The sequence below is a fragment of the Pseudomonas sp. JAI111 genome (assembly GCF_024809425.1).
Lineage (GTDB): Bacteria > Pseudomonadota > Gammaproteobacteria > Pseudomonadales > Pseudomonadaceae > Aquipseudomonas.
In genome coordinates this window covers 263,969-276,478 of sequence record NZ_JANUCB010000003.1, presented here as the reverse complement: position 1 = coordinate 276,478, position 12,510 = coordinate 263,969, and the positions used below count along the sequence as shown (strand labels likewise).

The 12,510-nt window shown below is 61.0% G+C and carries 13 protein-coding genes; 3 read left to right on the top strand and 10 right to left on the bottom strand.

The window, feature by feature from the left end; genetic code table 11:
- Position 1: 1 nt before the first annotated feature.
- A complete protein-coding gene (locus tag HNR03_RS12190) occupies positions 2-325 on the top strand; it encodes a multidrug transporter (RefSeq protein WP_222588865.1) in 324 nt (107 codons plus the stop codon).
- Positions 326-457: 132 nt separating this feature from the next.
- Here the strand turns inward: HNR03_RS12190 and HNR03_RS12185 are convergent, their stop codons facing one another.
- The 5 genes from HNR03_RS12185 to HNR03_RS12165 form a co-directional block, all read right to left on the bottom strand.
- Complete coding sequence (locus HNR03_RS12185; RefSeq protein ID WP_008150569.1) at positions 458-709, bottom strand: YfhL family 4Fe-4S dicluster ferredoxin; 252 nt, start codon at positions 707-709, stop codon at positions 458-460.
- A gap of 102 nt (positions 710-811) precedes the next feature.
- Positions 812-1,291, bottom strand: coding sequence for a pantetheine-phosphate adenylyltransferase (gene coaD, locus HNR03_RS12180; protein WP_007945531.1), 480 nt, complete (start codon positions 1,289-1,291; stop codon positions 812-814).
- Positions 1,292-1,406: 115 nt separating this feature from the next.
- The gene (locus tag HNR03_RS12175; RefSeq protein ID WP_222588864.1) at positions 1,407-3,002 is read right to left on the bottom strand and encodes a GMC family oxidoreductase; all 1,596 of its coding nucleotides are present in this window, start codon (positions 3,000-3,002) and stop codon (positions 1,407-1,409) included.
- 79 nt (positions 3,003-3,081) lie between these two features.
- Positions 3,082-3,627: a twin-arginine translocation pathway signal protein gene (locus tag HNR03_RS12170; protein WP_259153770.1), complete on the bottom strand. Its 546-nt coding sequence runs from the start codon at positions 3,625-3,627 to the stop codon at positions 3,082-3,084.
- 28 nt (positions 3,628-3,655) lie between these two features.
- Complete coding sequence (locus HNR03_RS12165; protein ID WP_259153769.1) at positions 3,656-5,086, bottom strand: coniferyl aldehyde dehydrogenase; 1,431 nt, start codon at positions 5,084-5,086, stop codon at positions 3,656-3,658.
- Between the two features lie 144 nt (positions 5,087-5,230).
- Between HNR03_RS12165 and HNR03_RS12160 the strand changes: the two genes are divergently transcribed.
- Together HNR03_RS12160 and HNR03_RS12155 are read left to right on the top strand one after the other, a co-directional pair.
- Complete coding sequence (locus tag HNR03_RS12160; RefSeq protein ID WP_222588861.1) at positions 5,231-5,902, top strand: TetR/AcrR family transcriptional regulator; 672 nt, start codon at positions 5,231-5,233, stop codon at positions 5,900-5,902.
- A gap of 33 nt (positions 5,903-5,935) precedes the next feature.
- On the top strand, positions 5,936-6,790 hold the full coding sequence (locus HNR03_RS12155) for a sulfurtransferase (protein WP_259153766.1): 855 nt from the start codon (positions 5,936-5,938) through the stop codon (positions 6,788-6,790).
- A 126-nt stretch (positions 6,791-6,916) separates the two neighbouring features.
- On the opposite strand, the gene HNR03_RS12150 is transcribed toward HNR03_RS12155, so the two are convergent.
- Genes HNR03_RS12150 through HNR03_RS12130 form a run of 5 tightly spaced genes read right to left on the bottom strand, consistent with a single transcriptional unit; the run spans position 6,917 to position 12,255 of the window.
- Positions 6,917-7,747, bottom strand: coding sequence for an AraC family transcriptional regulator (locus tag HNR03_RS12150; RefSeq protein ID WP_259153765.1), 831 nt, complete (start codon positions 7,745-7,747; stop codon positions 6,917-6,919).
- Positions 7,748-7,750: 3 nt separating this feature from the next.
- Complete coding sequence (locus HNR03_RS12145) at positions 7,751-8,749, bottom strand: hydrolase (RefSeq protein WP_259153764.1); 999 nt, start codon at positions 8,747-8,749, stop codon at positions 7,751-7,753.
- Between the two features lie 56 nt (positions 8,750-8,805).
- A complete protein-coding gene (gene rsmD, locus HNR03_RS12140) occupies positions 8,806-9,417 on the bottom strand; it encodes a 16S rRNA (guanine(966)-N(2))-methyltransferase RsmD (protein WP_222588857.1) in 612 nt (203 codons plus the stop codon).
- Positions 9,417-10,907, bottom strand: a complete 1,491-nt coding sequence (locus tag HNR03_RS12135) for a pitrilysin family protein (RefSeq protein ID WP_259153762.1) — start codon at positions 10,905-10,907, stop codon at positions 9,417-9,419. The genes rsmD and HNR03_RS12135 overlap by 1 nt, the downstream gene beginning before the upstream one ends.
- Entirely contained in the window at positions 10,900-12,255 is a 1,356-nt protein-coding gene (locus HNR03_RS12130) for a pitrilysin family protein (protein WP_222588855.1), read from the bottom strand. The genes HNR03_RS12135 and HNR03_RS12130 overlap by 8 nt, the downstream gene beginning before the upstream one ends.
- Positions 12,256-12,510: the final 255 nt, after the last annotated feature.

Sequence of the window (12,510 nt, the reverse complement as noted above, 5' to 3'; positions counted from 1 at the left end):
CATGAATTCGTTTCGAACCCTTGTCGTTGCGCTGCTGCTGAGCATCGGTGCTCCCGCGCTGGCGGCCAGCAACGGCAGCGGTGACCCGCGCTACACCATCCAGAATCCCCCGGCGTACGCCATGATCGGTGACTTACTGATCGCCCGACCTTTGCTGGTCGTGGCGACGGTGATCGGTGCCGGGGTGTTTGTCGTGTCGTTGCCGTTCACCGCACTGGGCGGTGGCATCGGCGATGCCGGGCAGGCGCTGGTGGTGGATCCGGCGAAAGCGGCGTTTGTGCGGTGCCTGGGGTGTATCGGGGAGGGGTTTGAGCAGCGGGAGTGAAGTCAGCTGGATTTTTTTGTGTGGCTGATGACCTCATCGCGAGCAAGCTCGCTCCCACAGTTGATCGCGGTCTAATGTGGGAGCGAGCTTGCTCGCGATGAGGCCGGCACTGTCGCTACAAAACTATCTGAATCAAGCCTTGCCGGTAAGCTTGCGGTACTTCTCCATCAACTGCTCTTCAGTCTCCGGATGCGCCTCGTCCAGTGGAATGCAATCCACCGGGCAGACCTGCTGGCACTGAGGTTCGTCGTAGTGACCGACGCACTGCGTGCACAGGTTCGGGTCGATCACGTAGATCTCTTCGCCTTGGGAAATGGCGGCGTTCGGGCACTCGGGTTCGCAGACGTCGCAGTTGATGCAATCGTCGGTGATGATCAGGGACATGCTAACTCCAGCCGGGGCGCAGAGCCCTGGCGCAATAAACCAATGCGCGCAATTGTGCCGCATTGGCGCCCGCAGTGCACGCGGGCGCCGCTTGAGCGGTCGTTACTTCTTGAAGCGCTCGGTGAGGGCATCCGCCACCGCAGGGTGGACGAACTTGGTGATATCACCACCCAGCGCGGCGATTTCACGGACCAGCGTCGAGGAAATGAACGAATAACGTTCGGACGGTGTAAGAAACAGACTTTCCACATCCGGCGCCAGTTGACGGTTCATGTTGGCCAGCTGGAATTCGTATTCGAAGTCCGACACCGCGCGCAAACCACGCAGGAACACGTTGGCGTTCTTCTCTTTGGCGAAGTGCGCGAGCAGCGTCGAGAAACCGACGACTTCAACGTTCGGCAAATGTTTAGTGACCTCGCGGGCCAGCTCCACACGCTGTTCCAGGGGAAACAACGGGTTTTTCTTCGGGCTGGCAGCGACGGCGATGATCACATGATCGAACAGGCGCGCGGCGCGTTCGACCAAGTCGCCATGGCCCTTGGTAATAGGGTCGAAGGTACCTGGGTACAACACTCGGTTCATCGCGTCGTCCTGGCGGGAGTCCGTTGGGGAGTCGGATGGTATCGCAGCCTTCCCGGTCGGCCAAGTCGCCTGTTGGGTAACAAAGCACTATAGACGATGGGAATATTCGCTCTTTTCATGGGTTTTTCAAACGTTCGGCGAGCGAAGTGGCCAGTTGCGCCGTCAGCCCGTAGACCGACAATTGCGGGTTTGCACCAATGCTGGTGGGGAATAGCGAGCCATCGTGGATCGACAGATTGCTCAGTTGATGATGACGACCGAGGCTGTCGGTCACCGCGTTTTTCGGGTCTTCGCCCATCGCGCAACCGCCCATCACATGAGCGCTGCCCAAGCGAGTGCGATACAACTCCAGGCTCAAACCGTCGATCAGCGTGCGCGCTTCGGCCAGGGTTTTCACATAGCGAGCGTCGGCGTGCATCGGCATGACGGCGCTGGCGCCGCCGGCGAACTGGATCTCGGCCATGCTGTGGAAGGCCCGGCGCAAACCGTCCCAGGCATATGCTGAAACCTGATAGTCGAGCACCGGCGTGTTGTCACCGCGCAACTCGACGCTGCCGCCGGGGCTGTCTGGGTGGAAACCGTCGCGCAACAACGCCAGCATGGCGTGGGTATGGGGCAGGTTTTCCATGTGTCGGGCGTTTTCCTCGCCGAAACCACCGAGCAACGTGGTCGCCAGCGCCGGGTGCAGTGGCGGTACTTCAAGTTTGTAGGACATCTTGCCGGTGGTGCCGTCCTGCCATTGGAAATGGTCGGAATAGATCGACTGCGGCGCGCCATAGAACGGGTTGATGACGTCGTCGAACAGCCCGGCCGACATGTTCACCAGGTGCAGGAACGTACGCTTGCCCAAGCGTTTGTGCGGATCGGGTGCGTCTGAGCGCAGGAGCAGCGCCGGGCTGTTGATTCCGCCGCCGGCCAGTACGTAATGCCGCGCCTTGACCGTGATTGTCTTGCCGGTGGGGGCAACGCAGCGTTCATCCATCGCGACACATTTGAGCCCGGAGACCTTGCCGTCTTTGATCGAAAGCGTTTCAGCACGGGCCAGATAAAGCAGCTCGCCGCCGTTTTCCAGGGTCGCCGGAATGGTCGTGACCATCATGGATTGCTTGGCGTTGGTCGGGCAGCCCATGCCGCAATAGCCGAGGTTCCAGCAGCCGCGGACGTTGCGCGGAATCACATGCCAGCTGTATCCGAGCTTTTCGCAGCCTTTGCGGATCACGTCATTGTTGGCATTGGGTGGCACCCTCCACGGTGCGACGCCCAGGCGTTGTTCCATTTTTTCGAACCAGGGGGCCATCTCGACGGAGCTGTGGCCTTTGACGTCATGTTCCCTGGCCCAGTGTTCGAGGGTCGGGTCCGGAGTGCGAAAGCTCGATGTCCAATTGATCAGCGTGGTTCCGCCCACCGCGCGGCCCTGGAGGATGGTGATCGCGCCATCCTTGCTCATGCGCCCGATGCCTTCCTGATAGAGGCTGGTGTAGGCCTGGTCCTCAAGCATCTTGAAGTCGCTGCTGGTCTTGAGCGGGCCTTCTTCGATCAGCAGCACCTTGTAGCCGGCGGCGCTGAGGATTTCGGCGGTGGTCCCGCCACCGGCACCGCTGCCGATGATCGCCACGTCCGCTTCGAGGGTCAGGTCCTGGGTCAGTTGCGAGCCGTTGTGGGTTTTCCAGCCACGGGCCATGCCTTCGCGGAACGGATCGGGTACGGGCATTCTCAGGTTCTCTTATTGTTTTTTGGATGAACACGGTCAATGTGGGAGCGAGCCTGCTCGCGATAGACGCGACACGGTCTTAAACCGTAGGCGGCCCCGGATACCCGCAGTGCACCCACGATTGCGCACGGCTGTACCACGCCATCATCACCAGTTGCAGCAACGAGCTATGCCCCATGCGCAACAGGCTCAACGAACTGTTTTCCCAGCGATCGAGGAAGTGCCGGATCTCATCGGCACTGGCATTTTCCCAACTGCCCCAGATCCCGGTCAGCGGTCCGCGCGTCACGGCCATCCCCAGCACATCGAACAATTGTTGAGTCAGCTTGAGCATTTCCGGCGACAAGTGATTCAGGGAGTTGTCCAGGCTGTGCAGGGTGTCAGCGACGGCATTCGGCATTTTCTCGATGGCCACCGCGCCGTTGAGCATCACCGGCACCAGCGCCCGAAGAAACAGCAGGTCGGCGCGGCGCAGGATCGCAAAACCGTCGGCAGGAATACTGGACGAGCAGCCGCTGAGGCTTGCGCCCAATCCGGCCGTGGCCAGAAAAGCGCTCGCACCGAGGCTGAATTTAAGCAGGCCGCGCCGGGACAGCGCGGGTGTTGCAGGCAGGCTGGGGCTCATTATTGTTATTACCCGGCAGTGGTGAGCGTTAGCGGATAAACAGCTTCTGGATCAGTTTCTGAATCGCTTTGCCGTACGGCGGATAAATCAGTTTCGCCGCGTTGAAGCGCTGTTTGATCAGCACACCCTTGGCCTTGCTGAAGGTCAGGAAACCTTCGTGACCGTGGTAATGGCCCATGCCCGAGGCGCCAATGCCACCGAACGGCATATCGTCCTGGGCGACATGCAGCAGCGTGTCGTTGAGGCAAACACCCCCGGAATGGGTCTCGTGGAGCACACGCTGTTGTTCGCGTTTGTCGTAGCCGAAGTAATACAACGCCAGCGGGCGAGGGCGCTGGTTGATGTAGGCAAATGCCTGATCCAGATCCGCGTACGGCACGATGGGCAGCACCGGGCCGAAGATTTCGTCCTGCATCACAGTCATGTCGTCACTGACATTGAGCAACACGCTGTGGCTCATGCGTCGGCCCTGGCCTTGATCGAACAGCGGAATCAGCAACGCGCCCTTGCTGGTGGCATCGCTGATATAGCCGTTGAGCCGCGCCAGTTGCCGGTCGTTGATGATGGCGGTGTAGTCCGGGTTGTCGGCCAGTGTCGGATAAAACCCGCGCACCGCCTGACGATAGGCGTCGACGAATCCGCCGACGCGATCCTCAGGCACCAGCACGTAGTCCGGGGCAACACAGGTTTGCCCGGCGTTCAGGGTTTTGCCGAAAGCGATGCGTTCGGCTGCGTCCTTGAGCGGCACATCGCGCGAAACAATGGCTGGGGATTTGCCGCCGAGTTCGAGGGTCACGGGCGTCAGGTTCTCGGCCGCCGCGCGCATCACGTGTTTACCGACGCTGGTGGCGCCGGTGAACAGCAGGTGATCGAAACGCAATCTGGAGAAGGCCACGCCGACATCGGCTTCGCCCAGCACCACGCAAACCAGGTCTTCGGGGAAGATCCGAGCGAATAAATCCTTGAGCAGCAAACCGGTGGCGGGGGTCGACTCGCTGAGTTTGAGCATCACCCGATTGCCTGCCGACAGCGCACCCACCAACGGGCCGATGGCCAGATACAGCGGGTAGTTCCACGGCACAATTACGCCGACCACGCCCAGCGGCTGGTAGACAACTTTGGCCGACGCCGGCTGAAAAGCGATGCCGACCTTGCGCCGCGAAGGTTTCATCCAACTTTTGAGGTGCTGACTGGCGTAATGAATGCCGTGCAGGCTGGGCATCAGTTCGGCGAGCAGGGTTTCATCGGCACTGCGGTGGCTGAAGTCCTGGCTGATGGCATCGATCAGCACCTCGCGCTCATTGCTCAACATATCCCGTAGGGCCTTGAGCCATTGCTGGCGCTGGGCAGCCGGCGGCATCGGGTTGGCGGCGTAGGCTGCGCGTTGCGCGTCGAACAGGGTTTGGAGAGCCTCCAGGGGCTGCTGCGGATTCTGCAGGTAGGCAATGTCAGCAGTCATGATCGGCTCCGGATTTATTGTAATCAGCACTTTCTAGAGTCTATGCTCTAGAAAGTCAAATGACATCCTGGTGCAGCTTTGTTTATCCACCCGCGGATAGGTCGTAAGATGCCCGTCAACGCACTCTTAATTAAAGCTCAAGCCATGGCCCCTCGGATCAAAACCAGCGAGCGCATCGTGCAGAACAGCCTGGAGCTGTTCAATCAGCAGGGTGAGCGCAGCATCAGCACCAACCACATTGCTGCCCACATGGAAATTTCCCCGGGCAACCTGTACTACCACTTCCCTAACAAGCAGGCGATCATCGCCGTGTTGTTCAGTGAGTACGAAAGCCTTGTGGACAGCTTCCTGCGCCCGCCCCAGGGTCGTGCGGCCACGGTCGAGGACAAGCGCTTCTACCTTCAGGAACTGCTGGCCGCGATGTGGCGCTACCGCTTCCTGCACCGAGACCTTGAGCACCTGCTCGACAGCGATCCGGAACTGGCTGCCCGTTATCGGCGTTTTTCCCAGCGCTGTCTGATCCATGGCACGCATATCTACGCGGGCTTCGTCGAGGCTGGCATCCTGCAAATGGACAAGGTTCAGATCGAATCCCTGACGCTCAATGCCTGGATCATCCTGACGTCCTGGGTGCGTTTCCTGTGCACCACGCGGGAAAACTCCAATCACCTGAGCGAGCAGGCGATCAAGCGTGGCGTGTATCAGGTGCTGGTGCTTGAAGCCGGCTTCGTCACGGACCAGTCTCGTGATGCCGTGAATGCGCTGTATGAAGAGTTTTACGTGCCGTTGGCCCAGGCCCTGGAAGAAGTGCAGTAGGATTTGAAACCGACTTAGTCACAGGAGCCCGTTATGCCCATTGCGCAACTGATCAGCCCGCAAGCACTGGACCTGAAAAAGGACCAGCCTGGGCTGGTGATTCTGGATTGTCGTTTTGCCCTCGAAGACCCGGACTACGGTCAGCGCAGCTATGCCGAAGGGCATATCGCCGGGGCCAGGTTCGCCGATCTGGAGCGTGACTTGAGCGGGCCGGTGGTCAAGGGTGTGACCGGGCGCCATCCGTTACCGAAGCCTGAAGAGTTGATCGAGCGTCTGCAGGCCTGGGGCATCAACGCCGACAGCGAAGTGGTTTTGTACGACGACGGCCCCGGTGCCTTTGCGGCGCGGGCGTGGTGGTTGCTGGCCTGGCTGGGCAAGCGTGAGGGCGTGTTTATCCTCGATGGCGGGCTCAAGGCCTGGCATGCGGCGGGTTTGCCACTGAGTCTGGATGCGTGCGACACCCGGCGCGGCACTTTCACCGGAACGCCGGACAGTGCGCTGGTCCTGAGCGCCGAGCAGCTTCAACAGCGTCTCGGCCAACCCGCGCTGACTTTGCTTGATGCTCGCGCCTTGCCGCGCTTCAAAGGCGAAGTCGAACCGATCGACCCGATTGCCGGGCACATCCCCGGCGCACAATGTGCGGCGTTCACCGACAACCTGGGCAGTGACGGGCGTTTCCTGCCGGCCGAGCAGCTCAAACAACGGTTTGCCGCGAAACTGGGCAATCGATCACCCAGCGATCTGGTGGCGTACTGCGGTTCAGGCGTGACGGCTTGCCACAACCTGTTTGCCCTGTGCCTGGCGGGATATCCGCTGGCCCCGTTGTATGCCGGGTCGTGGAGCGAATGGATCAACGATCCAGCGCACGGCATCGCAAAAGGCGAATAAGCACACATCCCCTGTGGGAGCGAGCTTGCTCGCGATAGCGGTTTTACATTCACCATTAATGCTGATTGTTATACCGCTATCGCGAGCAAGCTCGCTCCCACAGGGTTATAGGTTGTTTTTGAGATTTCAACTTAACCGGGCACTGCGATACGCCCCCGGGCCAACCCCGTAGACCTGCTTGAACTGTCGACTCAGGTGACTCTGGTCGGCAAAGCCCAATTGCATCGCCACCTCCAGCGGCAAACATCCACCCTGTAACAACCCCCTCGCCCGGGCGATGCGTTGCTGCATCAGCCAGGTGTGCGGCGGCATGCCCGTGGCGCGACGAAATACCCGGGCGAAGTGGAACGGCGAGAGGTTGACCGCCGCCGCCAGTTCTTCCAGCGAAGGCGGTGCCGCCAACTGCGCTTGCAGCAGATCCTTGGCCTGCGTCACCGCCCGATGTTCCTTGCCCGGTTTGCCCGCAATCGGTACGGCTGCGTGACGTTGCAGCAGCAACAGCATCATTTCTCGCCAGACCGTCTGCTGTTGCAGCGCTGTGGACGGACTTTCCAGCAAGCGATGCAATTGGCAGAAGCCCTTCACCAGGTCTGGATCGCGGTACAACGTGGCGCCAAAGGCCGGCAGGTTGTTGCTCGGCAATTCCAGCTCGTCCAGCAGCGAGAGAATCTGAGCGCTGTCGGGATAAAACGCCCGGTACAGCCAGCCGTTCTCCGTGCCTTTGTGCCCGGTATGCAGTTCGTCGGGATTGATCACTACCAGCGTGCCGCTGCCTGCCAGATGTTCGGCGCCGCGATAGCGATAACGCTGGGCCCCGGCCATGATCATGCCGATCACATAGCCGTCGTGCACATGGGGCGCGAAGCGATGCTCGATGTAGCGCGCGGACAACAGCTCGACCCCGGCCAAAGGCGCCGTTTGCCAGAAGTGGATCGACTCGCCCTGATCGGTTTCCATGACCTACTCGCGGCCCACGGCACTCAGCCACTGCGGGATGCGCCGTTCGAGGTAATAACCCGGATGCCGGAATGAGCCATCGACAAAGCCGACATGTCCGCCCTTGGTCTGCAATTCGAATTGCGTGCAATCGGACAATTCTTGCGGTTGCGGCAGGCTATGAGGAAAGACAAAGGGATCGTCAGCCGCATGGATGATCAAGGTCGGCGTGCGAATTTCGCCAAGGAAATAGCGGCTCGAAGCGCGGCGGTAGTAATCATGGGCATCGACGAAACCATTCAGCGGAGCCGTGACCCGGCCATCGAAATCCCAGAAGGTGCGCATGTTTTCCAGCGAGCCCAGCGCCGCCAGGGCTGCCAGTCCCTCTTCGTGTCCGTCATGCTGGAACTGGCGCTGCTTGTTCTTGATGTAAGCCACCATCTCGCGCATGAAATGCGCCTGATAGATCTTCGAAAAACCCTGGCCTATCCGATCCGCGCATTGATCCAGGCGAAACGGCACCGACACCGCCACTGCGCCAAGCACGCCGCTGTCACTGCCGGTTTCGCCCAGGTGCTTGAGCAGGACGTTGCCGCCCAGGGAATAGCCGACTGCATACAACGGTGCGAGAGGGCGCTTGGCTCGCAGGTGTTTGATGGCTTCGGCCAGGTCTTCGCTGGCGCCGGAATGGTAGCTGCGTGGCAACAGATTGGGTTCGCCGGAGCAGCCACGCCAGTTCAGCGCGACGCTGGCCCAGCCTTGGGCACCGAGTGCTTTCTGCACACCGGCCACGTAAGGCGAATTCGAAGAGCCGGTCAGTCCGTGCAACACCAGCACCAGCGGCGCATTGGCGGTGTGCGGGCCGTGCCAGTCCATATCGAGAAAGTCGCCATCCTCAAGCCACAGGCGTTCGCGCTCGCGTTCGATGTGCGTGGTTTTGCGCCACAGCGGTCCCCACAAGGTTTGCAAGTGCGGATTGCCGAGGCCGAAGGCGGGCGTGAAACGTTCAGGCGGATGGGGCACGTTTATTCTCGATGCAGCGGTGCGCAACCGGTGCGCACCTTTTTCAGGCCGATCGGTTAACCGGCGATCTCTGCCATACGTTGCCACAGCGCGTAATACACCCGCCCGGATTTCTGCTCCCGGTGCAGGCGCCAGTTGCCTGGCAAGCCAAGGCTCGATGGCGCGTTCTCGCTTTCAGTGTAGATCCAGGCCTCGTTGGCCAGCCACTGACGCTCCTCCAGCAGCGCGCAGACGCCGGGCAGCAGGTTCTGGTTGAACGGCGGGTCGAGGAACACCAGGTCGTAGGCCGTTGCGGCCTGGGTCTCCAGGTAGCGCAAGGCATCGGCGGTCTGGATCTGGCCGGTGGTGCAGCGCAACGTGCCTAGATGCTCCTTGATGCTGGCGACCGCAATGTTGCTGGCGTCCAGCGCCTGGCCCATGGCCGCGCCACGGGACAAGGCTTCGAGGAACAACGCGCCGCTGCCGGCGAACGGGTCGAACACTTTGGCCCCGGCCACGTACGGCGCGAGCCAGTTAAACAGGGTTTCACGCACCCGGTCCGGGGTCGGGCGCAAGCCCGGTGCATCGGGGAAGCTCAGTTTCCGGCTGCCCCATTCGCCGCCGATGATGCGCAGTTGGTTCACGCCGTTGTGCACGTTGTGAACAGGTTTCTTTGGACGAGTGGCCATTAATGCTCCGGAACCCCGAGCGGCTGCTCGGCAGGTTTATCAGATGGGGCCGGTAACGGCTTTTGCGGCACGGTCGGGCCAGCGCTGACGACGACCATTTTGTCCGTGCTCAGGTGTTTGTTCAGTGCGGCTTTGACCTGCTCGACGGTCAGGCTCTGGGACTCGCGCATAAAGTCATCCAGATAGCTCAGCGGCAGGTTGTAGAAACCCATGGCGCCGATTTGGCCGACAATGTCGGCATTGCTGGCGGTGGACAGCGGGAAGCTGCCGGCCAGTTCACGCTTGGCGTCGTCGAGTTCTTTCTCGGTCGGTCCGGTTTTAAGGTAGTCGGCGAGTACGTCCTGCACCAGTTTGAGCGTACCTTCGCTCATCTCGGCGCGGGTTTGCAGGTTGATCATGAACGGGCCGCGCGCCTGCATCGGAGTGAAACCCGAATACACGCCGTACGCCAAGCCGCGCTTCTCGCGCACTTCACTCATCAATCGCGTGCCGAAACCACCGCCGCCGAGGATCTGGTTGCCCAGGGACAGCGCGGCGTAGTCCGGGTCGTCACGGTCGATGCCCAGTTGCGCGAGCATCAGGTTGGTCTGCTTGGACGGGAACTCGATGTGGCTGACGCTGGCTTTCGGTTCTTGCGGTTGTGCGATTTTCGCCAGCGCCGGACCTTTGGGCAGTGCACTGGAGACCTGGGCGGCGATGGTCTCGGCCTCGGCGCGGGACAGGTCACCGACCAACGCAATCACCACGTTGCCAGCGGCGTAGGCTTTTTGGTGGAACGCCTTGAGTTGCGCCACGGTAATCGCCGGAATGGATTTCGCCGTGCCGTCACTGGAATGCGCGTACGGATGGTCGCCGTACAAGCGATTCATCAGTTCCAGGCTCGCCAGTTTGCCCGGGTTCTGCTTCTGGTACTCGAAGCCGGCCAGCATCTGGTTCTTGATGCGCGCGAAGGAGTCGGCGGGGAAGGTCGGTTTGCCGATGACTTCGGAGAACAGCTTCAGCGCAGGCTCGCGTTTGTCGGCGGCGCTGAGGCTGCGCAACGAAGCCAGCGCCATGTCCTTGAATGCGCCGTTGCCGAAGTCGGCACCCAGGCCTTCAAAGCCCTGGGCAATTGCGCCGACATCCTTGCCGGCCACGCCTTCGTTGAGCATGCCGTTAGTCAACACGGCCAAGCCTGGGGCTTCACCGTCCTGGCTGCTGCCGGCGGCAAAGATCAGGCGCAGGTCGAACATTGGCAATTCGCGGGCTTCGACGAACAGCACCTTGGCGCCTTCGGCGGTGTTCCAGGTTTGTACGTCGAGGGAGCGGTGGCTGGGGGCCTTGCCGTCCAGTTCGGCCAGCGATTGCAGCTTCTGGCTGGACTTGGCCTTGTCGAGGACTTCGCTGGCCTTGGGGTCCTGGCTTTTCGAGAAATAAAACGCCGTGGACCCGATCAGGGCGACAGCGATCAGGCCGATCAGGGCCAAACGTGATTTCTTACGCTCACTCATGAGTCGTCTCCGGTGGCAGGACATGGGCGACGCTGAGACGTTCGCGGGTGAAATACAGCTTGGCGGCTTTCTGAATATCTTCCGGGGTCACGCCTTCGAGGTCGGCGAGTTCGGTGTCCATCAGTTTCCAGGACAGGCCAACGGTTTCCAGTTGGCCAATCGAAGTGGCCTGACTGGTGATCGAATCACGCTCGTAAACCAGCCCCGCGATGACTTGAGCCCTTACGCGCTCCAGTTCTTCAGCAGACGGCGCGGTGGTTTTCAGCTGTTCGAGCAGTTTCCACAGGCCCGCTTCGGCCTGAGCCATGGTTTTCTTTTTCTGGGTATTGGGCGTCGCCGACAACGTGAACAGGCTGTCGCCACGGGTGTAGGCGTCGTAACTCGACGAACCGCCGGACACCAGCTCTTCGCCACGCTCCAGTTGCGTCGGGATACGTCCGCTGTAGCCGCCGTCGAGCAGGGCCGAGATCAGGCGCAAGGCATTCACCAGGCGTTTGTCTTGGGCGGTGGCGATGCTTGGCACGTTGAAGCCCAGCATCAGGCTCGGCAATTGGGTCTGCACGTGCAGGGTGATCTGGCGCTCACCCGGCTCGGCCAGCTCCACCGGGATTTTCGCAGGGGGCACGTCGCGTTTGGCGATCGGGCCGAAATAGCGCTGGGCCAGGGCTTTGACTTCGTCCGGGGTCACGTCGCCCACCACCACCAGCGTGGCGTTGTTGGGCACATACCAGGATTGATACCAGTGGCGCAGCTCCTCGACCTTCATGCGGTCCAGATCAGCCATCCAGCCGATGGTCGGCGTGTGATAGCCGCTGGCCGGGTACGCCATGGCCTTGAAGCGTTCGTAGGCCTTTGACATCGGTTTGTCGTCAGTGCGCAGACGACGTTCTTCTTTAATGACTTCGATTTCGCGGGCGAACTCGTCGGCCGGCAGGCGCAAATTGGCCATCCGGTCGGCTTCCAGTTCAAAGGCCACGCCCAGGCGGTCGCGGGCCAATACTTGATAGTACGCAGTGAAGTCGTCACTGGTGAACGCGTTCTCTTCGGCGCCGAGGTCGCGCAGGATCAGCGACGCTTCACCGGGACCGACTTTCTCAGTGCCCTTGAACATCATGTGTTCCAGGGCGTGGGACAGACCGGTCTGGCCTGGCGTCTCGTAGCTTGAGCCGACCTTGTACCAGACTTGGGAAACCACCACGGGCGCACGATGGTCTTCGCGCACAACCACCTTCAAACCGTTGTCGAGGGTGAATTCGTGAGTGGGTTGCGGGTCGGCGGCCAGGGCCGAGAGGGGCAGACAAACTGTGCTGAGCAGCAGGCCTGCAGCGCGGCGGGCTAGAGCATTCATTCGTTTTTAAACCTGTTGGGCTGCCCGCTTGGTCTTAGCGTCGGCGGGCGAGAGGGTGCTAGGATACTGGTCCGTTTTACTGGCGGCCACGCCTATCAGGCCTTTGATCGGCCGGAAGGTTGCATGGGTTACCTGCGGAAGCTTTGAATTTGTCAGCTAAACTCAGCGTTTTCGCCGACGATGCCGTTCCAGTCCTTCGTATTAGTCGACCTTTGAAGTGCCGTGAGCACTTCGACAAAATGTTGCGCGTGAACA